Raw genomic sequence first — 21,042 nt, forward strand, 5'->3', positions numbered from 1 at the left:
AAAGCAGACTCGGCGGCTCAGCCGCCGGCTGCGCGCTCTCACCCCATCACGAACGCGTTCAGCTTGTTCCCATCCAGATCGCGGAAATACCCAGCATAAAACCCCTCCCCGCGCGGCCCGGGAGGCCCCTCGCACGTCCCGCCGTTTGCCAGCGCGATTTCGTGCAGCCGGTGGACCTGTTCCTTGTCCTTTGCCTCCAGCGCCACCATCACGCCGTTGCCGACGGTGGCGGTGTTGCCGTCGAAGGGCCTGGTGATGGCGATTCCGGCGGCACCTTCGGGCTTGCCCCAGGCGATGAACGTCTCGAACTCCATCATCCGTGGCACGCCCATTTCGGCGGCGATGGCGTCGTAGAATTTCGCCCCGCGCTCGATGTCGTTGGTGCCGAGCGTTACGTAGCCGATCATGTCGAGTCTCCCCTGTTGAGGATCGGAACATAACAGGAACATACGGCCGCGTCCATCACCAGGCGGCGAAACCTTCGAAACCCGGGTCGAGCCCCCGCAGCGCCCGCTCTGCCCCTGTGCGTGCGAAGGCCAGCGTCACTGCCTTGCGCCGGGCCGGGGGCAGTTTCGCCTCGCAGGCTTCGCGAACCCAGACGGCTTCGTGCCGGTCTGCCACCAGAAGTCCGCAGGCGTCGGGGGCATAGCGTTCCTCGGCCAGACGATCGGCGAGATCGGGGGTGACGGCCCAGGCAAAGCGGTCGCAATAGTCGCGGTAGTGGTGCCATTTGCGATCGCCCTTCAGGTCGGCGGCGGAGACCTTTACCTCGACGATCAGGATTTCGCCGGTGCGGGAGATCGCCATGATGTCGGCGCGGTGGCCATCGGCCAGCGTCACTTCCGCAAGGGGCGACCAGCCTTGCAGCCAGAGCAGCCGGGAGGTACCGCGACAGACATCGACGCTGGTAAGGGGAGGCATCAATGACGGCGCCATATCGAATCGGATTCCTGCTGTGGCCGGGCCTTACCCAGCTGGACATGACCGGCCCGGCGCAAGTGCTTTCGCGCATGCCGGGCGCTGAACTGCATTTCGCCTGGAAGACGATCATGCCCATTCCCAGCGATTGCGGGCTGCCGCTGCTGCCCACGGTGACGCTGGCGGATTGCCCGAAGCTGGACATGCTGTGCGTGCCGGGCGGGGCGCCGGTGGCGCCGGTGATGCGCGACGCCGAGGTGCTGGACTGGCTGCGGATGCAGGCGGCGGGGGCCGAGCTGGTGACCAGCGTCTGCACCGGATCGCTGATCCTGGCGGCGGCCGGATTGCTGGAGGGCTATCGGGCCGGCTGTTACTGGGCTTCCGGGCATCAGCTGCCGCTGTTCGGCGCCGAGTTCGTGGAGGAGCGGGTGGTGTTCGACCGCAACCGCATCACCGCCGGCGGGGTGACGAGCGGGATCGATTTTGCCTTTCGGGTGATCGAGCACAAATTCGGTCGCGATGTGGCGGAGGCGGTGCAGCTTTCGATTGAATATGATCCGCAGCCGATTGCCGGAGGTACGCCGCGGACGGCGCGGCCGGAGATCGTGGAGCGGGTGCGCGGGCAGATGGCGAGCAGGCTGGCCCAGCGCGAAGCGGAGATTGCGGAGATCGCCGGGCATTACGCGCCGGCCTGAGCCTTCGCGGCCCGGAGGTCGTCGACGAAGCGGGCATATTCGGCCTGTTTCGCGGCTTCATCGGGCAGGCGCAGAAGGTAGCTGGGGTGGACGGTGAGGAAGCCGGCGGAGCCATCGGGGAGGGGGATCGGTCGCCCGCGCTCCTTGCCGACTGCCACCGCGCGGCCCATGAGCGCGCGACCGGCACTGGCGCCCAGCATCAGCACCAGTCCAGGTTTCACCAGCGCGCGTTCGCGGTCGAGCCACCAGCGGCAGGCCTCTATCTCGCCGGCGTTCGGCGCTTCGTGGAGGCGGCGTTTGCCCCGAAGCTGGAACTTGAAATGCTTCACCGCGTTGGTGACATAGGCGCTGCTGCGGTCGATCCCGGCCTCTGCCAGCGCCTGATCCAGCAACTGCCCCGCCGGGCCGACGAAGGGGCGGCCCTGCAGATCCTCCTGATCGCCCGGCTGTTCGCCGACGATCATCAGCCGCGCGCCTTCCGGCCCCTCGCCGAAAACGGTCTGCGTTGCCGGCTGCCATAGCGGGCAGCGGCGGCAGGCCTGTGCTTCGTCGCGGACGTTTGCCAGCGTGCCGACGGCGATCATCCCGCTGGAGCGTGTTTCTGCCTGCGCGATCAGCTGGGGAATCAGCGCTGCCTCGGGCAGGTTCTTCCAGTATTTGCGCGGCATTTCGGATTCCATCGCCTTCACCTTCAGCCGCGCCGGATTGAACGTGGAGGCGTAATAGGTCTTCCAGATCTCCTCGACCGGGTCTTCGCCAGGGGCATCGTTGCGGCTGGCGCCGGGCAGCCATTCCAGTTCCTGTCTGTTCCAGTGGGCGGAAACCTGCGGCGTCAGGATGGTCCAGCGCTGGCTGGCGAAGCGGCGGACAAAGAAGCCGGCATCGAGCCGGAGGACATGGTGCGAGGGCTCGAACCAGGCGATATAGTGGGGGCCGGCCTCGTCGGAGGTTTCGCGGAAGCGGACGAACGCGCGCATCTTGTGCCGATCGCGGCTGACCGCCTTTGCCATCTGTTCGGCGTCGTCCACCTCCGGATCCGAGCGGTCCTCCAGCAGGCGCGGTTGCACCTGCAGGCGGATCAGCAGGCTGTGCAGCAGGCGGAAGCGGCGCGGGCTCGTGTGAGAGATGGCAAGCTGCGCCAGTTCCAGAAACTGTTTGGGCACGCGCGGGGTGGGCGCATCGGGCACTGGCGGAAGCGGCGGGTGGCGGACGGGGAGACTCTCGTCGCCGGTTATCGTCCAGTCCAGCAGCTGCGGCGGGATGCCGAGCGCAAGTGCGGTCCGCAGGATGCGGCGCAGGCCCTCGAAATCGGCCGGGTGCGCCAGCTCTGCCCGGTAGCTGGCGGCGCGGGTTGCCGGGGCCGGTATCACAGCAGGCTGAGCTGCTTCGGCTGCACGAGGCGTTCGGCGAGGCGGAGCGAATCGGGGCCGTTGCGGGGCAGCCAGTCGGGCATGGTGAGGAACGGCTTCACGCGCCGGGCGCTGCGGACCAGACGCTCCACGTCGGCGAGGCGTAGCTGGCGCCAGCGCCGGGCGGCCAGCAGCCGATCCACCACTTTCGGGCCGAGGCCGGGGACGCGCAGCAGGAGTTCGCGCGGGGCGCGGTTCACATCGAGCGGGAAGAGGTGGCGGTTGGCGAGGGCCCAGGCGGCCTTGGGGTCCATCTCCAGCGGCAGGTGGCCGCCCGGCGAGGCGGCGCGGATTTCATCGAGGTTGAAGCCGTAGAAGCGGAGCATCCAGTCGGCCTGGTAGAGCCTGTGTTCGCGCAGCAGCGGCGGGCGCGCGGGCGGCAGGATGGCACTGCCGTCGGGGATGGGGCTGAAGCCGGAATAATAGACCCGGCGCATGCCGAAGCCGGTGTAGAGCGCGTTGGCGCGCGAGAGGATCGCGTGATCGTCTGCGCCATCTGCACCGACGATCATCTGCGTGGATTGCCCGGCGGGGGCGAACTTCGGCGCCGAAGGGTAGCGGCCGGTGGCGTCCTTGGCGTCGAGGATATGGTGCCTCAGCGTTGCCATGGAGCCGCGGATGGAGCCGGCGTCCTTATCTGGCGCGAGGCGGGCGAGGCCCGATTCGGTGGGCAGCTCGACGTTGATGGAGAGGCGATCCGCGTGGCGGCCGGCCGCCTCCAGCAGTTCGGGGGCGGCGTCGGGGATGGTTTTCAGATGGATGTAGCCGCGAAAATGCTCTTCCTCGCGCAGGCGGCGGGCGACCTCTACCAGCTGCTCCATCGTGTAGTTGCTGGAGCGGATGATGCCGGACGAAAGGAACAGCCCCTCGATATAGTTGCGGCGGTAGAAGCCGATGGTGAGCCGTACCACCTCGTCGACGGTGAAGCGGGCGCGGCGGACGTTGGAGCTGCGGCGGTTGATGCAATAGGCGCAGTCGAAGATGCAGCTGTTGGTGAGGAGGATCTTGAGGAGGGAGATGCAGCGGCCGTCGGGCGCATAGGCGTGGCAGATGCCCATGCCCTCGGTGGAGCCGAGGCCTTTTCCATCTGCGGAATTGCGCTTTGCCGTGCCGGAGGAGGCACAGGAGGCATCGTATTTGGCGGCGTCGGCGAGGATCGCCAGCTTGGCCTTGAGGTCTGGAACGGGCATTTGTTCACTGTATGTTCTTGACAGGAGAGAGTCCAGCCGGCATTGATCGAGTGACTGATTGAGACAAAGGGATTCATCCGAATTGCAGTGGCGCAATCGAAACCCTACATTGCGTGTTCCAGGAAAGGGTCTCGATGTCCGAAGGTAACCGCAAGCCGCCGTCTCCGCTGGTCAGGAATATCCTGATGTGGGCAGGCATTTTGCTTGCTCTCGTGCTCATGGTGCAGTTGTTCCAGGGGCCTTCAAGCGACCGTGGTTCGGGCGAGGACGTCGCCTATTCCGAGTTTCTTCGCAAGGTGGACGAGGGGCAGGTGCAGGAAGCTGCGATTGCCGGCCGGGTCATCACCGGCAAGCTTTCCAACGGCAAGGAATTCCGCACCTATAACCCGGGTGACATGCAGCTGATCGAGCGGCTGCGCGACAAGAATGTGAAGTTCGACGCGGTTCCCGAGGAGCGCCCCGGCATCCTGCAGCAGGTGATCGTGGGGGCGCTGCCGTTCCTGATCATGATCGGCATCTGGATCTTTTTCATGCGCCAGATGCAGAACGGCCAGGGCCGTGGCGCCATGGGTTTCGGCAAGAGCCGGGCGAAGATGCTGACGGAAAAGCATGGCCGGGTGACATTCGATGATGTCGCCGGCATCGACGAGGCGCGCGAGGAGCTGCAGGAAATCGTCGACTTCCTGAAGGATCCGTCGAAGTTCCACCGGCTGGGCGGCAAGATCCCGAAGGGGGCGCTGCTGGTTGGCCCCCCCGGCACCGGCAAGACGCTGCTGGCACGCGCCATCGCGGGCGAGGCGAATGTGCCCTTCTTCACCATTTCCGGTTCCGACTTTGTCGAGATGTTCGTGGGCGTCGGCGCCAGCCGCGTGCGCGACATGTTCGAGCAGGCGAAGAAGAACGCGCCCTGCATCATCTTCATCGACGAAATCGACGCCGTGGGCCGCCATCGTGGCGCCGGGCTTGGCGGCGGTAACGACGAGCGCGAGCAGACGCTGAACCAGCTGCTGGTGGAAATGGACGGCTTTGACGCCAACGAGGGCATCATCATCGTCGCCGCCACCAACCGGCCGGACGTGCTGGACCCGGCGCTGCTGCGTCCGGGCCGTTTCGACCGGCAGATCACTGTCGGCCGTCCCGACGTGGAAGGCCGCATCCGCATCCTGCAGGTGCATATGCGGAAGGTTCCGCTGGCGCCCGACGTGGAGGCCCGCACCATTGCGCGCGGAACGCCCGGATTCTCCGGCGCCGATCTGGCGAACCTGGTGAACGAGGCGGCGCTGCTGGCTGCCCGCCGCGGCAAGCGGCTGGTGGCGATGCAGGAGTTCGAGGACGCCAAGGACAAGGTGATGATGGGCGTCGAGCGGAAATCCATGGTGATGACCGAGGACGAGAAGAAGCTTACCGCCTATCACGAGGCGGGCCATGCGGTGGTTTCGCTGCACGAGCAGGCCTCTGACCCGATTCACAAGGCGACGATCATCCCGCGCGGCCGCGCGCTGGGCATGGTGATGCGCCTGCCGGAGCGGGACAGCTATTCCTTCCACCGCGACAAGATGTATGCGAACCTTTCGGTCGCCATGGGAGGCCGCGTGGCCGAGGAGCTGATCTTCGGACACGACAAGGTGACGTCGGGTGCCAGCTCGGACATTCAGATGGCGACCAACCTTGCCAAGGCGATGGTGACGCAGTGGGGCATGTCGGATCTGCTGGGGCCGCTGCAATATACCGAGAATCAGGAAGAAGTTTTCCTGGGCCATTCGGTGAGCCGGCAGCAGAATGTGAGCGAGAAGACCGCCGAACTGATCGACGCGGAAGTGAAGCGGCTGGTCGTGGGCGGCTATGACCGCGCCAAGCAATTGCTGACCGACCATGCCGACGAGCTGGAAGCCGTGGCGCAGGCGCTGCTGGAGTATGAGACGCTGACCGGCGACGAGATCAAGGCGGCTATCGAAGGCCGGGCGATTGTCCGTCCGGACGCGGCGGACAAGCTGCCGCCGCTGGGCGCGGGCGGTGTTTCCGGACTGCCCAAAGCCGGCAAGCGCCGCAGCTCCGGTGGGTTGGGCGACGCGGCACCGCAGGCCTGACGCAGCAAATGAAGTGTGGCGGGGCGGGAACGGCGTTTCTCGCCCTGCTTGCGTTTTCGGCCAGTGCCTGCAGCCCCGCCGAGCCGGAGAAGGCGCAGACGCTGCTGCAGAAGCCGGCGCCGAAGCTGGCGCTGGCCGGCCGGGTGACCGACGCAGCCGGAATCCTGGATGCAGATCTGGAGGCGCGCCTGACTGCCCGGCTTGCGGCGTTGGAGCGCCGCAACAGGATCCAGTTCGTTGTGGTGACGGTTCCCGATCTGGGGGGCGCCGATATCGCCGACTTCACGCGCGATCTTGGAAATGCCTGGGGTATCGGCCGCAAGGGGTTCGACGATGGCGTGATACTGCTGGTTGCACCCCATGACAGGCGGGTGCGTATCGCCACCGGCCATGGGCTGGAGACAAGCCTTACCGACGCCGACGCGCGCGACATCATCGAGACGAAGATGCTCCCGACATATCGCCGGGGTGAATTGGCTGAGGGGACGGAGGCCGGCGCATCGGCCCTGATCGACCGGCTGCAGCAGCTTCCCGAGCGAACGCTTGCTTCCGTTCAGGCCGGCGGCCGCAGCGCAATTCACTAGCTGCAGGACGTACCCGCACGCCCTATTCTGAAGCCTCAAGGGGAGGAACGCATGGAACTGGATCCGATCATTCTGGCCAGCCTGGAACTGGCCAAGGGACAGCCGCCGATTTCGTCGTTGACGGTGGAGCAGGTGCGCGAGGGAATGGCGCAGCGGGTGGAGATGGTGCGGGCCTTTGCACCGGCCGACATCGACATCGTCGATGTGGTCATTCCCGGGCCCGGCGGCGCACTGCCGATCCGGCTTTATCGTCCGCCGGGAACGCTGGTAACGGCCGGCCTGCCGGTGATCGTCTTCCTGCACGGCGGCGGCTGGGCGCTGGGTTCGATCGAGACGCACGATAATGTCTGCCGCTTTCTGGCGCAGGAAGGGCCGCTGCTGGTGGCGAGCGTCGACTACCGGCTGGCGCCGGAATCAAAATCCCCGGCACAGCAGCAGGATGCGATGGCGGCGCTGAAGTGGGCGGCGGCGGAGATTTCGCAGCATGGCGGCGATCCGCACCGGCTGATCGTCGGCGGTGACAGCGCCGGCGGCAATCTGGCGGCGCTGGCGGCGCTGGAAGCGCGCAAGACCGGCCCGAAGCTGGCCGGGCAATTGCTGGTCTATCCCGTCACCGATTTTCCCGCCGACGGCCATGCAAGCTATGCCGAGAATGCGGAATATGGGCTCAACCGGGAAGCGATGGAATGGTTCTGGGGGCATTGGCTGCAGGAGGGGGCGGCGCCGGACGAAACCACGGCGCCGCTGCGCCACCCCGATCTGTCGGGCCTGCCGCCGGCCCTGGTCATCACCGCCAGCCACGATGTGCTGCGCGACGAGGGCAAGGCCTATTCGGCGCGGCTGGCGGAGGCGGGCGCGCTGGCAGCGCACGACCATGTGGAGGGCGTGAACCACGGCTTCTTCTCGATGGGCGGGATGATCGACACGGCCACCCGGACGCTGCAGCGTGCAGCGCGCTGGGCGGCGTCTTTGCCCGCCGTCGGGTGAGGTGCTGACCAGGCTTTGCTGATCCTCGGTTCCGGCGGCTTTCCCGAAACATCGGGAAATCATCAGGAATGCATCATTCCGTTTCCTGCCCGATGCCCGCAGTATCGGAGCAGATGAACGGTCTTCCCCATCGGGGGATGCAGCAGAGGAGGCGACATGCCTGTTCCCGCAAGGATCATTCCAACGGCACCTGCGCGACAGGAAAATTCGTTGCTGGCAGCCGCCAACCTTGTGCTGGGCCTGCTGATCGCGGGCTGTGGCTCCGATGGGAGGGCGCCTGCTGCCCCGACGCAGGTTGCGACGCCGCCGACGCCTGCGCCGCCCGTGCCGCCGCCGGTGGTGACGCCGCCCGATCCCGCGCCTGTTCCCACCGGGCCGCTGATCGCCGAGGTTGCACCCGGCGGCCGGCTGGAGGGAGCGCATGTCTGCGCGGGTACGCGCGACACATTTGCCGAAGGCCGGCTGGTGGGGATCGAGATGCTGGGCCCGGCGATCCTCGCCGAACTTGCCAGCCCGGCCTTTGCCATCGACTATGTGAACGACAACAGCTTCGGCACGGACTTCAACGGCTTTGGCGGATCCAGCTATGCACCCGGCGATCGCCGCACGGCGCCCTCGCGCGCCTATGCCGGCTCCTATTTCGCGGTGTATGGGGTGGGTGCCGATCAGACGGACGAGTTCGAGCTGTATCGCAACTCCGAGCGCCGGCTTCGCTTCGCGACCTTTGGCCGTACCAGCAATCCCGGCACGCTGTGCTTCTTCAGCGCCGGCGCGGTTTCCGATACGTCGATTCTGGCGGACGGCAGCTATGCGTTTGCAGGGATGGCGGACGGGCTGCTGGTGGCATCCGGGGTCAACAGGCGGCTGTTCGGAAGCACTGCAAAGGCGGTTCTGGATGCGAACGGAAAGACGCTGCTGGTGACGATCGATCTCGTCGCGCGGGATCAGGCCTTTGGCGAATTCCTGGACCGGCCGGCGACCTCGGTGGGGCAGGTCAGCGCGCGCTTCCCCTATAGCCGGTCAGCGCTGGGAACGGTCCCGCTGAGCGGGCCGGACGGCGCCACGGGCAGCATCCGGGGCGGCTTTTACAAGGGTAGTCTCGGGGCGGGTTTCGTGTTTGCGCTGGAGTATCCGAACGGCGACCGGATATTCGGTGCCGCCGGGCTCGACCTGGAATATTGACCGCCCATTCCTGATGGGTGGCGCTGGCCGCCGCTTCCATGCACATTGCCCATGTTGCGCGCGTGTAACGCGGCATCTGGGGAGGTGCGGATGAACGAGGCGATGAAGCCTGTCGAGGCAGCCGTGAAGCCCGGCTATCGCCGCTATGCGCTGTGGGTGCTGCTCGCCATCTATATCCTGAACTTCCTCGACCGGCAGATCGTCACCATTCTGGCCGAGCCGATCAAGCAGGAGCTGGGCTTGCAGGACTGGCAGATCGGCATGATGTCCGGGCTTGCCTTTGCGCTGTTCTACACGATCATGGGCCTGCCCATCGCCCGCTATGCCGAGCGGGGTCATCGCCCCTACATCATATCGGGCGCGGTTGCCGCCTGGAGCTTTTTCACGATCCTCTGCGGCTTTGCCCAGAACTTCGTGCAGCTGGTGCTGGCCCGGGTCGGTGTGGGCATCGGCGAGGCGGGTTGCACGCCGCCGGCGCATTCGCTGATCACCGACTATACCCCGCGCGAGAAGAGGGCGTCGGCCATGGCTTTCTATTCGCTGGGAACGCCCATCGGCTCGCTGCTGGGCATGGCCATGGGTGGCCTGATCGCCGATGAATGGGGCTGGCGCGCGGCCTTTCTGGTGGCGGGCGCGCCCGGTGTGTTGATGGCGATTATCGCGGCCACCACGCTGGTCGAGCCGCGCCGGGCCGGCGGGCGCGCGTTGCCGGCCAGGCACGAAGGCCCGAGCTTCAGGGAAGCGATGGTGGAAATCCGCTCCAAGCGCACCTTCTGGCTGATTACCTTCGGCGTCTCGATCAAGGCCTTCATCGGTTATGGCGCGGCAGTGTTCGCGGCGCCCTTCTTCTTTCGCAACCATGGGGCGGAGCTGACCGATATCGCCGCCGGTTTCGGGCTGGGCCTTGCCGGATTTCTGGGCCTTGCGCTGGGCGTGACCGTGGGCCTGACCGGCGCGTTCGGCACCTGGCTGGGCGGGCAGCTGGCCGATCATTACGGCAAGCGTGACCTCAGATACTATATGGGCATTCCGGCCGTTTCCACGGTGATGGCGATCCCTTTTTACCTGACCGCGCTGGCGGTCGATTCCGCTCTTCTCGCGATTGTCCTGATGGCTGTTCCGCCGCTTCTCAACGCGCTCTGGTATGGCCCTGCCTATGCCGCCGTGCAGGGGCTGGTGGAGCCGCATACGCGCGCCACGGCGGTCGCCATCATGCTGTTCGCCGTCAACCTCATTGGCCTTGGTCTTGGCCCGCTGATTGTGGGTGCTGTCAGCGACCTGTTCGCCGGGCCGCTGGGCATGGGCGCGGCGCAGGGCGTGCGCTGGTCGCTTGCCCTGTTCAGCCTGTTCGGTATCGTCGCCTCGATCCTGTTCTGGATGGCGCGGAGCTCGATCCGGGAGGAGATGGTGAGCTGATGGTTGCCCCGAGTATCTCGACGATTGCCCTGCCGCGGATTCTGCGCATTGGCGGCGGTGCCTCGCGTCAGCTGCCGGAGCTGCTGGCCACGCTTGGCCTGTCGCGGCCGTTCCTAGTTTCGGATGCCTTTCTGGAGCAGAGCGGGATGCTGGAGCCGATCCTGTCCGGTCTGGCGGCGGCGGGAATTGCGGCGCGTGTGTTTACCGGCACGGTGCCCGATCCGACGAGCGCCTCCATCGACGCCGGGCTGGAGGCGTTGCGCGGGGGCGAGCATGATTGCGTGGTCGGCTTCGGCGGCGGCTCGCCGCTGGACAGCGCCAAGGCCATCGCCATGCTGGCGGTGCACGGCGGGGGGATGGCGGACTATAAGGTGCCGCATGTGCAGGATGCGCCGGGGCTGCCGATCATCGCCATTCCGACGACGGCGGGCACCGGCTCGGAAGCGACGCGGGTGTGCGTGATTACCGACAGCGAGACCGACGAGAAGATGCTGTGCGGCGGGCTTGCCTATCTGCCGGTGGCGGCGCTGGTCGACCATGAGCTGACGCACGAAAAGCCCTGGCGGCTGACGGCGGACACCGGAATCGACAGCCTGACGCATGCGATCGAGGCCTATGTGTCGCGGCGGGCGAATCCGTTTTCGGATGGGTTTGCACTGAGCTCGATGCGGTTGATCGCGCCCAATCTTCGCCGGGTATGCGCCGAGCCGACCGATGCCGTCGCGCGGGAGGCGATGATGCTGGGGGCGCTGCAGGGGGGGATTGCCTTTTCCAACAGCAGCGTCGCGCTGGTGCATGGGATGAGCCGGCCCATCGGCGCGCATTTCCATGTGCCGCACGGGCTTTCCAATGCGATGCTGCTGCCGACGGTGACCGCCTGGTCGGCGCCGGCGGCCGTGCATCGCTATGCCGATTGTGCCCGGGCGATGGGGATCGCGGCAGAAGGGGAGGGCGATCAATCCGCCGTCGCCCGGCTGGTGGCGGAGCTGGAGGCGTTGAACCGCGACCTGAAGGTGCCGGGGCCGGCGGACTATGGGATTTCCGCGCAGCGCTGGCGCGATCTGGTGCCGGTGATGTGCGAGCAGGCGATTTCCTCGGGATCGCCGGCGAACAATCCGCGGGTGCCGGATGCCGGGGAACTGGCCGGCCTTTACGACCGGGTGTTCGCCGCCTGATTGTTCCTTTGCCGGGTTCCTGTTAACCTTTTCGCCAAAGCCGGGCCGCATTCGAACCTTGGGAGAGGGGCAGTCAGATGGCGCGCTATTTCTATCGTCGTGGCGAAAAGGTTCCGGTGACGGAGGTCTCTGGCGTTGTGGCCGTGAAGGTTCGGCCGGGGGCCGAATCGATGGCACTGGGGCCGGCGATGGAGGCGACCGCCGCGGCCGGATTTTCCGCCGACCTGCCGGACGCCGAAAAGGCGGCGCTGGCGGCAGCCGGCTGGGCCTTTGTGCGACCGGAAGGCGGTGCGGAGGCGATGGCCGCGCCCGCCGTCGATATGGCGGTGGAGGAATCGGGCAAGGTCTTTCAGGAATCCGGCGGCCATGTGCTGATCGCCGGTGGCACGCTGATCGTGCAGCTGCTGCCCACGCTGACCGAGGCGGCGGCGCTGCGGCGGCTGACCCGGCGCGGGCTGAAGATCGTGCGCAAGCTGGGCTTTGCGCCGAACCAGTTCCAGGTGGAAGTGTTAGCCGGGGAGGACCCGCTGAAGGTTGCCAACGAGCTGCAGGAGAGTGGCGTGGCGGTGGCCGCAGAGCCCGAATTCACCGAGTTCATCGGCCATCGCCTGACGCCGACCGACCCGACCTATGCCCGGCAGTGGCATTTGAACAATGTCGGCGGCGCCGGCAGCGTGGCGGGGGCGGACATCAGGGCCGAGCGGGCGTGGGATTTCACCCGCGGGCGCGGCGTTCGCGTCGCCGTCATCGATAATGGCTTCGATGTCGCGCATCAGGATCTGGCGCCGGCCATCGTTGCCGAATCCGGCTTCTTTGACGGCAGCGGCAATTTCCGTCAGACGCTGACCGGTTTTCCCGGCAACGACCATGGCACCTTCTGTGCGGGGATGGTTGCTGCCCGCCACAACAATGGCCGCGACGGCTGCGGATCGGCGCCCGAATGCGAGCTGATGCTGATCGCCTCGCGCGGGGATCAGGTGGGGACGCAGGCGACGCTGGCGCGGGCGGTCGCCTATGCCACCGATCCGCGGCAGGAGGTGGCGACGGCGCGGGCGGATTCCGGGGCCGACGTGATCGTTTCCAGCCTGGGGCCGAACGGGGCGGACTGGGCGCTGACGACGGTGCTGGAGAATGCGCTGATCTTTGCCAGCCAGCGCGGCCGGCGGAACCGGGGAACGCCTGTCTTCTGGGCGTCGAGCAACGGCAATAATGTCGATATCGCGCGGGATCAGGTGGTGAGCCATCGCACGGTGATCGCGGTGGGGCGGTCGCGGCGGACCGATCTGGAGGACAATAGCGCGCGTGGGGCGCAGCTGGATTTTCTGGCGCCGGGCGTGCAGGTGGTGTCGACCGCGCAGGGCGGCGGCACGCGAACGGATACCGGCACCAGCTTTGCCGCCCCGCTGTCGGCGGGGGTGGGGGCGCTGGTGCTGGCGGTGAACCCCGACCTGACGGCGGGCGAGGTCTGCCAGATCCTGCGCGATACCTGCGACAAGATCGGCGGCGTTACCTATAACGGCATCGGCCATCATGTGGACTATGGCCATGGGCGGGTGAATGCCTTTCGCGCCGTGATGCGGGCGATGCAGAGCATCGCCACCGATGGCGTGGAGAACAGCGATCAGGACGCGGATCGCCGGGCGGAAATTCCGGTTTCAAGCCCGTGGGGGCTGGGGACGCTGAAGTTCGGCGGCGGGGCGCTGACCAGCCTGGCGATGGCGCCCAACGGCAGCCGCTTCAACGGCTGGCTGCTGAATACGGCAGACAACCGCTTTGGGCCGATGGGGGATTTCGACGGCGACGGGCGATCCGAGATCTTCGTGCGCAGCCCCTGGGGCGTGGGCGTGCTGCAGCGGTTTCGCGCCGGCTATCGCGGGCTGATGCTGGCGCCCAACGGCACGCGCTTTGGTGGCTGGCTGCTGAACACGGCGGACAACAGCTTTGGGCCGGTGGGGGATTTCGACGGGGATCGCCGGCCGGAGATGCTGATCCGCAGCCCATGGGGGATCGGCATCCTGAAGCTGGTTCCATCCGGCGCCGGCTTTACCTTTCAGCCGTTGATGATGGCGCCCAATGGCACCCGTTTCGGCGGCTGGTTGCTGAACACGGCGGATAATGTGTTTGGCCCGGTGGGCGATTTCGATGGCGATGGGCGGGACGAGATGCTGATTACCTCGCCCTGGGGCATCGGCATGTTGAAGCTGGTGGGGGGGACGCTGAACGCGGTGATGATGGCGCCCAACGGTACCCGCTTTGGCGGCTGGCTGCTGAACACGGCGGACAACTGGCTGGGGCCGGCGGGCGACATCGATGGCGACGGACGCGACGAGTTCGTGATCGAAAGTCCGTGGGGGCTTGGCATACAGAAACTGTCGGGCGGCACGCTGACGCCGTTGATGATGGCGCCCAACGGCACGCGCTTTGGCGGCTGGTTGTTGAACAGCTTTGACAACCGTATCCATGCGGCGGCCGATCTGGATGGCGATGGGCGGGCGGAGCTGTTCCTTTCCTCGCCCTGGGGCGTGGGGGTGCTGGAATGGAACGGCACCGGGCTTGCCTGCCCGATGCTGGCGCCCAATGGCACGCGCTTTGGGGGCTGGCTGCTGAATACGGCCGACAACCAGTTCCGCAACTTTCAGGACATCACCGGCGGCGGGCGGGCGAATATCTTCGTGGAGAGCCCGTGGGGCGTGGGGGTGTGGAATTTCACGGGCACGACCTTCACGGTGCCGATGATGGCGCCCAATGGCACGCGGTTCGGGGGGTGGCTGCTGAACACGGCCGATAATCAATTCTGAAGGCGGGGCAGTTCTGAAGGTGGGGCAGTTCTGAGTTTCGACAGGCTGCGAAGCGGGGCCGGGCGCGTTACCCCGATGGGCATGATCGATCCCCGCACCCCCGTTCTCGTCGGCGTCGCCCAGTCCGTTGATCGCACATCTGCCCCCGGCGCCGGGCTTTCGCCGCAGGAAATGATGGCCGCCGTTGCGCGCGCCGCCATCGCCGACAGCGGCGGCAGCGGTGTGGAGGCGGCGATCGACTGCATCACCGTGGTGCGGCTGTTCCAGGATTCGGGTTTCGGTGCGCCGTTTGGCGGGCAGAACAACCTGCCCTGGTCGGTAGGCGAGCGGATCGGGGCGAAGGCGAAGCGGCATCTCTATGGCCCGGTGGGCGGGAACTCGCCGCAGATGCTGGTGAACATCCACGCGCAGGAAATCGCCGAGGGCAAGCATGAGGTGGTGCTGCTGACCGGCTGCGAGCCGATCCGCAGCCAGTCGCGGGCGCTGAAGGCGGGGATCAAGCTGGACTGGGGCGAGGATGCGCCGGAGCCGGCCGAGGTTTTCGGCAAGGAAACCCGCTATGCCAGCAAGCAGGAGATCCAGCACGGCATTGCCATGCCGGTGAACATCTATCCGCTGTTCGAGAATGCGCTGGGGGCGCATTATGGGCGAGAGCCCTTTGCGCACAGGCAGGCGATCGGGCGGCTGATGGAGCGGTTTGCCGCGGTGGCGGCCGGCAACCCCTATGCGCAGCTGCCGGTGGCGCGCACCGCAGAGGAGATCATCACGCCGGACGAAGAGAACCGCTATATCGGCTATCCCTATACCAAGTATCTGAACGCCAACATGTTTGTCGATCAGGCGGCGGCCCTGCTGCTGATGTCGACCGAAGCCGCCGACCGGCTGGGCGTGCCGCAGGAAAAGCGCGTCTACCTGCATGGCTCGGCCGATACGCAGGAGAAGATCCTGGTGAGCGAGCGGGTGAACTATCACAGCTCGCCCGCGGTGCGGATCGGCGCGCGGGAGGCCTTGAAGCAGGCCGGTATCGGCGTTGACGCGATTGCGCACATGGATATCTACAGCTGCTTTTCGAGCGCGGTCGAAGTGGCGGCGGACGAAATCGGGCTCAGGCACGACGACCCGCGCGGGCTGACGCTGACCGGCGGGCTCCCCTATTTCGGTGGGCCGGGCAATAATTATTCGATGCACGGGATCGCCGAAGTGATTGCGCGTTGCCGCGCTGCGCCGGGGGCGACCGGGTTCGTTTTTGCGAATGGCGGCTTTCTGACGAAGCACAGCTTTGGCGTGTGGAGCACGACGCCGAAGGCGTTCGAGCGCGCCGACCCCGCCGTCTATCAGGCGGAGATCGACGCGATGCAAAGCCCGCCGCTGACCGAGAAGCCGGAGGGCGCCGGCACGATCGAGACGTTCACCGTGATCCACGACAAGGGCGTGCCGGCGTTTGCCATCGTGATCGGACGTCTGGATGCGGACGGCAGCCGCTTTCTCGCCCAGATCCACGAAGACCCCGGCGCGCTGATCGATGTGCCGGTGGTGGGCCGCAAGGTGACGGTGAAGCCGACCGACACGGTCAATATTGCCGCGCTGGCCTGACCTCTTTCGGGCGGCGCTGGTCGCTGGCCTGCTGGGGCTGGCGGCGCACGGCCAGGCGGTTGCCCGCGCGCCTGCGCAGGCGGTTGAAGCGGCGTGGCTGCAGCCGGCCTTTGACGAGGCTGGCAAATGGGTGGGCGACGCCTTTCCGGGGGCCGTGCTGGCGGTGGGGCAGGATGGCCGGGCGCTGGTGGTGCGGGCGTTCGGGCGCCTGAGCAGTGCGCCGGATGCGGCGCCGATGCCGGTCGATGCCCTGTTCGATCTGGCTTCGCTGACGAAGGTTGTGGCGACGACTACGGCGGCGGCGTTGCTGGTGGATCGGGGCCAGCTCGAGCTGGATGCGCCGGTTTCGCGCTATCTGCCGGAGTTTGGCGGCGCTGCCGGGCACGATGCGATCACCGTGCGCGATTTGCTGGCGCACAGTTCCGGGCTGGCGCCGGAGGGCGAGCATTGGCGGACGGCGAAGAACGCAGCCGATATTCTTGCCGCCATCGACCGCATGCCGGTGGAAGCGCCGCCGGGGACGAAATCGGTCTATCGCGACGAGAATCTGATGCTGGTGGCGGAAATCGTCAGCCGCGTTTCGGGCCAGCCGTTCGAGCGCTTTGTGCAGGCGAACATCTTCCGGCCGCTGGGAATGAAGGACACCGGCTTCAATCCCGGCCGGGCGGAGCTGCCGCGCATTCCGCCGACCGAGATCGACAACCGGCTGCGCAACCGGCTGGTGCAGGGCGAGGTGCATGACGAGAATGCCTGGGTGATGGGCGGCATTGCGGGCCATGCCGGGCTGTTCTCGACTGCGGCAGACCTCTCCCGGCTGGCGCAGCTGTGGCTGGGCGAGGGGCGGTTTCGCGGCCGCCGGCTGATGCAGGCGGGGACGGTCGCGCAGTTCCGGGCGCGGCAGAACCGGCCAGAGGGCAGCACCCGGGCGCTGGGGTGGGATACGCCGACACTGCCGGGCGGCTTTGCCGGCGACCTCGCCAGCCCGCGCGCCATCCTGCACACGGGCTTTACCGGCACTTCCATCTATATCGATCCGGATCGGCGGGCCTATGTGATCCTGCTGTCGAACCGGGTGAACCCGACGCGCGAGAATAACCGCATCCGCGCGGCGCGCCCGGCCATTCACAACGCCGTGCTGCAGGCGCTGGACGCGCGCTAGCGGGGGACGCGTTCCGTGCGGGAGACGCTGTCGTGCTTCACCACGATCTGCATCAGCCTGCGGGCCTGTTCTTCGAAGGCCTGCAGCGTGTCGGTGAGGACGGCGGCGGAAACGCCTGGCGGGGCGAGCGACAGTTCATAGCGCAGGATGGCGTCCTTCTCGCTGTCGAGCGTGAGGAAGGCGAAGCGGGCTTCGGCGTTGAAGGCGTTCACTTCGTCCATGCTGAGCTTGTGGTCCATGATGACGCCGATCTGCAGCTCGATGCCGCGGCAATCCTCGCCCTTTTCGTCGCATTCGTGGAACCAGACATTGCCCCTGGTGCCGCCGAAGCCGGTCCTGATCTGCGGGTCGCCGGACTGGTCGGTTGCCAGTTCGGCGAGGAAGCCCTTTTCCCGCATCAGTTCGGCGATGTCGCGCGGGTTGGCGGCGATGATGCGGGTGTCGGCGATGGGTGCCGGCGGAACCTGTGCAGCGACGGGCGCCGCCAGCAGCGCGGCGATCGCGATCAGCCGCGCTTTTCCCACCCGCCGCCTTCCTTCTGCTGCCAATAGCTGCGGGTGAGGCCTTCGCGGTCGAGCAGCGCCTTCCAGTCGCTGCGCGCCTGCACCTGGCCTTCGCCGCCTTCCTCGAACAGGTTGAGCACCCGTTCGAAGCCGTCGAGCGCTTGCGGCAGGCCGTGTTCCACCAGCAGCAGGATCCGCGCCCCGTTTGCGGCTGTCACGGCTTCAGCCAGCAGGATCGGCTGTTCCGCGTCGTCGGCGCCGCCGGCCTGCGCGTGCGGCAGGAAGCTGTCCGGGTCTGCCGTCCACAAGGCCTTGTCCAGCGCCTGCAGCCGTGCCGGGTCGCTCACGATCAGCAGGCGCTTGCCCGTTTCATGGGCCTTCGCTGCGAGCCGCACCGCCACCTCGGCGGCGGGTGCGCGCGTGCAGTGATAGAAGCCGACGTCGAGGGTTCCGGCCAGTGACAGAAATCAGCCCTCGAAATTGTCGCTGACGAGCTGGTCGATCAGCCGCACGCCGAAGCCGGTTGCGCCCTTGTCGTGCAGGGGCGCGCCCTTGGGCCGCCAGACGGCGCCGGCGATGTCGATGTGCGCCCATTCGACGCCCTCGTCGATGTAGCGCTGCAGGAACTGCGCCGCCGTGATCGAGCCGCCTTCGCGGGTGCCGAGATTCTTCATGTCGGCGATGGTCGAATCGATCAGCTGGTCATAGTGGCCGCCCGGCTCCGACAGCGGCTGCCGCCAGACGAGGTCGTTCACTTTCTTGCCGGCGGCGTCGAGCTTGCCCCAGAGCGCGTCGGAGTTGGAGAAGACGCCGGCATAATAGTGCGCGAGGCTGATGATGATCGCGCCCGTCAGCGTGGCGAAATCGACGATCACCTTCGGCTTGTAGGTGCGCTGCGTCCAGGTGAGGCAGTCGTTCAGGACGAGGCGGCCTTCGGCGTCGGTGTTCAGCACTTCGACGGTCTGGCCGCTCATGCTGGTGACGATGTCGCCGGGGCGTTGGGCGTTGCCGTCGGGCATGTTTTCGACGAGGCCGCAGATGCCGACGACGCGGGCCTTTGCCTTGCGGCCGGCAAGCGCCACCATGGTGCCGGCGACGGCGCCGGCGCCGCCCATGTCCCACTTCATGTCTTCCATGCCGGCGGCGGGCTTGATCGAAATGCCACCCGTATCGAAGGTGACGCCCTTGCCCACCAGCGCCAGCGGCGTTGCCTCCGGATTGCCGGTGCCGTTCCATTCCATCGCCAGCAGGCGCGGCGGCTTCACCGAACCCTGGCCGACGCCCAGCATCGAGCCTGCGCCGAGCTTTGCCAGATCCTTTTCGTCGAGCACCGTTACCTGGATGCCGAGCGGTTCGACCTTGGCCTTCACCCGGTCCACGAAGCTTTGCGGATAGATCACATTGCCCGGCTCGGTGATCAGCTCCTTGGCGAAGGCGACTCCCTCTGCGACCTTTTGCAGGCGGTCGGCGATGGCCGCGGTGCTTTTCGGCGCGCCGACGAGGGTGATGGTCTTCAGCTTCGGCTTCTGCTCTTCCTTCAGCCTGGTGCGGTAGGTGTCCAGCCGCCAGCTGCGGAGTTCGGCGCCATGGGCGAAGTGGGCGGCGGCGACATCGGCGCCGACGCCGAGGTCACCGATGCCGGTGAAATCCGCCACCAGCTCGGCTTCCAGCGTCTGCAGCCTGGCTGCGGCTTCGCCGCCCAGATCCTCGAAGGTCCGGGCGTCGGCCTTGGCGGCGTCGCCCAGCCCGGCCAGCAGCACGCGGCTGGCCTGCGAGCCGGCGGGGGCGAGCAGTTCCAGCAGCTTGCCCTTCTTGCCGGTGAAATTCGCCGCCTTCATGGCGCGGCCCAGCTGGCCGCTGCCGGCGGTTTCCAGCGCCTGCGCGCCGGCCGAAAGCTGGCCACCGTCGCCGACGAACAGCAGCAGGGCTGCCGGGCTTGCCGCGTCGCGGTTGTCGGCAAATTTCACGCTTGTCATTTCAATCTCCCCGCCACAGGCCCTCAGGCCCGCAAAGTTTCTTCAAAGGTCAATGGCACGCCGAAGGGGGCCGCTGCCAGTTGATTTTCCCACATCGCAGCCATGCCGCGCAGCACGGTGCCGACCGGCTTCCCCGTGAGCTGCATGCCGGTGAAGGGCGACCAGCCGCAGCGGCTGGCGAGCCAGCTGTCCTCGATGGTCCAGCGCGCCTTCAGGTCGACGATGGTGAAGTCCGCGTCATAGCCGGCGACGATCCGCCCCTTGCCCACCAGCCCGAACAGCCGCTGCGGGCCGCTGGCCATCAGGTCCACCAGCCGCGCCAGCGACAGCCGGCCTTCGGCGACATGGTTCAGCATCAGCGGCACGATGGTCTGCACACCGGGCATGCCCGAGGGCGTGTCGGGATAGTCGCCGCCCTTTTCCGCCAGCGTATGCGGGGCGTGATCGGAACCGAGCACGTCGGGCACGCCCTGGCCCAGCCAGTGCCAGAGGCCATCGCGATGCCAGCCGGAGCGGATCGGCGGGTTCATCTGCGCCAGCGTGCCGAGGCGGGGATAGGCTTCTTCGGCGGCCAGCGTCAGGTGCTGGGGCGTCACTTCTACCGAGGCGATGTCCTTGTGGTCTTTCAGAAATTCCAGTTCCTGCGGTGTCGTCACGTGCAGCACATGAATGCGGCGGCGGGCGGCGCGGGCGGCCTTCACTGCGCGCACGGTCGCCTCCATCGCGCTTCGATCGTCGCGCCAGACCGGGTGGCTGGACGGGTCGCCGGCGATGCGCTCGCCCATGCGTTCCTGCATGCGGAACTCATCCTCGGCGTGGATGGCGACGCGGCGGGTGCCGGATTTCAGAACGCGCAGCAGGTTGGCATCGTCTGCGACCAGCAGGTCGCCGGTGGAGGCGCCCATGAAGATCTTCACGCCGCAGCAGCCGGGCAGTTTCTCGAGTTCCGCCATATGGTCGGCGTTGTGGGCGGTGGCGCCGATATAGAAGGCGTGGTCGGTCCACATGCGGCCTTTGGCGCGGGCGACCTTGTCGGCCATCGCCTCGACGGTGTCGGTGAGCGGCTTGGTGTTGGGCATTTCGAACAGCGCGGTGACGCCGCCCAGCACGGCGGCGCGGCTGCCCGATTCCAGGTCTTCCTTATGCTCCAGCCCCGGCTCGCGGAAATGCACCTGCGTGTCGATCAGGCCGGGGAGGATGGTGAGGCCGGTGCAATCCTGCACCATGGCCGCCGCGCCTTCGCCGCGGTTGAGAATGGCGGCGATCTTGCCGCCCGAAACGCCGATGTCGCATTCGGTGGGGCCGGCGGGGAGCCAGACCGTTCCGTTGCGCCAGATGCTATCGAAGGTTGAAGCGCTTGCCATCCCCGC

Annotated in this window: 18 protein-coding genes; 10 read left to right on the forward strand and 8 right to left on the reverse strand. The window is 67.1% G+C overall.

Features of this window, described 5'->3' with window-relative positions:
- Nucleotides 1-38 precede the first annotated feature (38 nt).
- Nucleotides 39-407: a VOC family protein gene (locus IM784_RS06930; protein ID WP_199554554.1), complete on the reverse strand. Its 369-nt coding sequence runs from the start codon at nucleotides 405-407 to the stop codon at nucleotides 39-41.
- 55 nt (nucleotides 408-462) lie between these two features.
- Nucleotides 463-921, reverse strand: coding sequence for an MmcB family DNA repair protein (locus IM784_RS06935; protein ID WP_235976613.1), 459 nt, complete (start codon nucleotides 919-921; stop codon nucleotides 463-465).
- A gap of 2 nt (nucleotides 922-923) precedes the next feature.
- On the opposite strand from IM784_RS06935, the gene IM784_RS06940 reads away from it, so the two are divergent.
- Nucleotides 924-1,613, forward strand: a complete 690-nt coding sequence (locus IM784_RS06940; protein ID WP_199554556.1) for a DJ-1/PfpI family protein — start codon at nucleotides 924-926, stop codon at nucleotides 1,611-1,613.
- On the opposite strand, the gene IM784_RS06945 is transcribed toward IM784_RS06940, so the two are convergent.
- Together IM784_RS06945 and IM784_RS06950 are read right to left on the reverse strand one after the other, a co-directional pair.
- On the reverse strand, nucleotides 1,598-2,983 hold the full coding sequence (locus IM784_RS06945) for a UdgX family uracil-DNA binding protein (protein WP_328799474.1): 1,386 nt from the start codon (nucleotides 2,981-2,983) through the stop codon (nucleotides 1,598-1,600). The genes IM784_RS06940 and IM784_RS06945 overlap by 16 nt on opposite strands.
- Nucleotides 2,980-4,212, reverse strand: coding sequence for a putative DNA modification/repair radical SAM protein (locus tag IM784_RS06950; RefSeq protein ID WP_199554557.1), 1,233 nt, complete (start codon nucleotides 4,210-4,212; stop codon nucleotides 2,980-2,982). Before IM784_RS06950 ends, IM784_RS06945 begins: the two co-directional genes overlap by 4 nt.
- Nucleotides 4,213-4,346: 134 nt before the next feature.
- Here IM784_RS06950 and ftsH point away from each other — a divergent pair, with 134 nt between their 5' ends.
- The 9 genes from ftsH (at nucleotide 4,347) to IM784_RS06995 (ending at nucleotide 17,193) form a co-directional block, all read left to right on the forward strand.
- On the forward strand, nucleotides 4,347-6,299 hold the full coding sequence (gene ftsH, locus IM784_RS06955) for an ATP-dependent zinc metalloprotease FtsH (RefSeq protein WP_199554558.1): 1,953 nt from the start codon (nucleotides 4,347-4,349) through the stop codon (nucleotides 6,297-6,299).
- Nucleotides 6,300-6,307: 8 nt separating this feature from the next.
- Nucleotides 6,308-6,883 (forward strand): TPM domain-containing protein, encoded by a 576-nt coding sequence (locus tag IM784_RS06960; RefSeq protein ID WP_199554559.1) that lies wholly within the window; start codon nucleotides 6,308-6,310, stop codon nucleotides 6,881-6,883.
- A 51-nt stretch (nucleotides 6,884-6,934) separates the two neighbouring features.
- Complete coding sequence (locus IM784_RS06965) at nucleotides 6,935-7,870, forward strand: alpha/beta hydrolase (RefSeq protein ID WP_199554560.1); 936 nt, start codon at nucleotides 6,935-6,937, stop codon at nucleotides 7,868-7,870.
- Nucleotides 7,871-8,026: 156 nt separating this feature from the next.
- On the forward strand, nucleotides 8,027-9,052 hold the full coding sequence (locus tag IM784_RS06970) for a hypothetical protein (RefSeq protein ID WP_199554561.1): 1,026 nt from the start codon (nucleotides 8,027-8,029) through the stop codon (nucleotides 9,050-9,052).
- Between the two features lie 90 nt (nucleotides 9,053-9,142).
- Nucleotides 9,143-10,468, forward strand: coding sequence for a spinster family MFS transporter (locus IM784_RS06975; protein WP_235976614.1), 1,326 nt, complete (start codon nucleotides 9,143-9,145; stop codon nucleotides 10,466-10,468).
- Nucleotides 10,468-11,643: an iron-containing alcohol dehydrogenase gene (locus tag IM784_RS06980; protein ID WP_199554562.1), complete on the forward strand. Its 1,176-nt coding sequence runs from the start codon at nucleotides 10,468-10,470 to the stop codon at nucleotides 11,641-11,643. Before IM784_RS06975 ends, IM784_RS06980 begins: the two co-directional genes overlap by 1 nt.
- Nucleotides 11,644-11,720: 77 nt before the next feature.
- Complete coding sequence (locus IM784_RS06985) at nucleotides 11,721-14,441, forward strand: S8 family serine peptidase (protein ID WP_199554563.1); 2,721 nt, start codon at nucleotides 11,721-11,723, stop codon at nucleotides 14,439-14,441.
- Nucleotides 14,442-14,522: 81 nt separating this feature from the next.
- Entirely contained in the window at nucleotides 14,523-16,034 is a 1,512-nt protein-coding gene (locus IM784_RS06990; RefSeq protein WP_199554564.1) for an acetyl-CoA acetyltransferase, read from the forward strand.
- A complete protein-coding gene (locus IM784_RS06995; protein WP_235976615.1) occupies nucleotides 16,018-17,193 on the forward strand; it encodes a serine hydrolase domain-containing protein in 1,176 nt (391 codons plus the stop codon). The genes IM784_RS06990 and IM784_RS06995 overlap by 17 nt, the downstream gene beginning before the upstream one ends.
- Here IM784_RS06995 and IM784_RS07000 read toward each other — a convergent pair.
- The 4 genes from IM784_RS07000 to IM784_RS07015 are packed head-to-tail and all read right to left on the reverse strand — an operon-like array spanning nucleotide 17,190 to nucleotide 21,036.
- Complete coding sequence (locus tag IM784_RS07000) at nucleotides 17,190-17,717, reverse strand: YbjN domain-containing protein (RefSeq protein WP_199554565.1); 528 nt, start codon at nucleotides 17,715-17,717, stop codon at nucleotides 17,190-17,192. The genes IM784_RS06995 and IM784_RS07000 overlap by 4 nt on opposite strands.
- Nucleotides 17,699-18,160 (reverse strand): DNA polymerase III subunit chi, encoded by a 462-nt coding sequence (locus IM784_RS07005; RefSeq protein ID WP_328799479.1) that lies wholly within the window; start codon nucleotides 18,158-18,160, stop codon nucleotides 17,699-17,701. Before IM784_RS07005 ends, IM784_RS07000 begins: the two co-directional genes overlap by 19 nt.
- 3 nt (nucleotides 18,161-18,163) lie before the next feature.
- Nucleotides 18,164-19,672: a leucyl aminopeptidase gene (locus IM784_RS07010; protein ID WP_199554566.1), complete on the reverse strand. Its 1,509-nt coding sequence runs from the start codon at nucleotides 19,670-19,672 to the stop codon at nucleotides 18,164-18,166.
- 23 nt (nucleotides 19,673-19,695) lie between these two features.
- Nucleotides 19,696-21,036, reverse strand: a complete 1,341-nt coding sequence (locus tag IM784_RS07015) for a dihydroorotase (protein ID WP_199554567.1) — start codon at nucleotides 21,034-21,036, stop codon at nucleotides 19,696-19,698.
- Nucleotides 21,037-21,042: the final 6 nt, after the last annotated feature.

It is taken from the genome of Sandaracinobacteroides hominis, assembly GCF_016464365.1.
Taxonomy (GTDB): Bacteria; Pseudomonadota; Alphaproteobacteria; order Sphingomonadales; family Sphingomonadaceae; genus Sandaracinobacteroides; species Sandaracinobacteroides hominis.

What these genes read in the sequence shown, in the direction of transcription:
- IM784_RS06930 (WP_199554554.1), bottom strand. Translation starts at nt 407, where the DNA reads ATGATCGGCTACGTAACGCTCGGCACCAACGACATCGAGCGCGGGGCG.
- IM784_RS06935 (WP_235976613.1), bottom strand. Translation starts at nt 921, where the DNA reads ATGCCTCCCCTTACCAGCGTCGATGTCTGTCGCGGTACCTCCCGGCTG.
- IM784_RS06940 (WP_199554556.1), top strand. Translation starts at nt 924, where the DNA reads ATGACGGCGCCATATCGAATCGGATTCCTGCTGTGGCCGGGCCTTACC.
- IM784_RS06950 (WP_199554557.1), bottom strand. Translation starts at nt 4,212, where the DNA reads ATGCCCGTTCCAGACCTCAAGGCCAAGCTGGCGATCCTCGCCGACGCC.
- ftsH (WP_199554558.1), top strand. Translation starts at nt 4,347, where the DNA reads ATGTCCGAAGGTAACCGCAAGCCGCCGTCTCCGCTGGTCAGGAATATC.
- IM784_RS06960 (WP_199554559.1), top strand. Translation starts at nt 6,308, where the DNA reads ATGAAGTGTGGCGGGGCGGGAACGGCGTTTCTCGCCCTGCTTGCGTTT.
- IM784_RS06965 (WP_199554560.1), top strand. Translation starts at nt 6,935, where the DNA reads ATGGAACTGGATCCGATCATTCTGGCCAGCCTGGAACTGGCCAAGGGA.
- IM784_RS06970 (WP_199554561.1), top strand. Translation starts at nt 8,027, where the DNA reads ATGCCTGTTCCCGCAAGGATCATTCCAACGGCACCTGCGCGACAGGAA.
- IM784_RS06975 (WP_235976614.1), top strand. Translation starts at nt 9,143, where the DNA reads ATGAACGAGGCGATGAAGCCTGTCGAGGCAGCCGTGAAGCCCGGCTAT.
- IM784_RS06980 (WP_199554562.1), top strand. Translation starts at nt 10,468, where the DNA reads ATGGTTGCCCCGAGTATCTCGACGATTGCCCTGCCGCGGATTCTGCGC.
- IM784_RS06985 (WP_199554563.1), top strand. Translation starts at nt 11,721, where the DNA reads ATGGCGCGCTATTTCTATCGTCGTGGCGAAAAGGTTCCGGTGACGGAG.
- IM784_RS06990 (WP_199554564.1), top strand. Translation starts at nt 14,523, where the DNA reads ATGATCGATCCCCGCACCCCCGTTCTCGTCGGCGTCGCCCAGTCCGTT.
- IM784_RS07010 (WP_199554566.1), bottom strand. Translation starts at nt 19,672, where the DNA reads ATGACAAGCGTGAAATTTGCCGACAACCGCGACGCGGCAAGCCCGGCA.
- IM784_RS07015 (WP_199554567.1), bottom strand. Translation starts at nt 21,036, where the DNA reads ATGGCAAGCGCTTCAACCTTCGATAGCATCTGGCGCAACGGAACGGTC.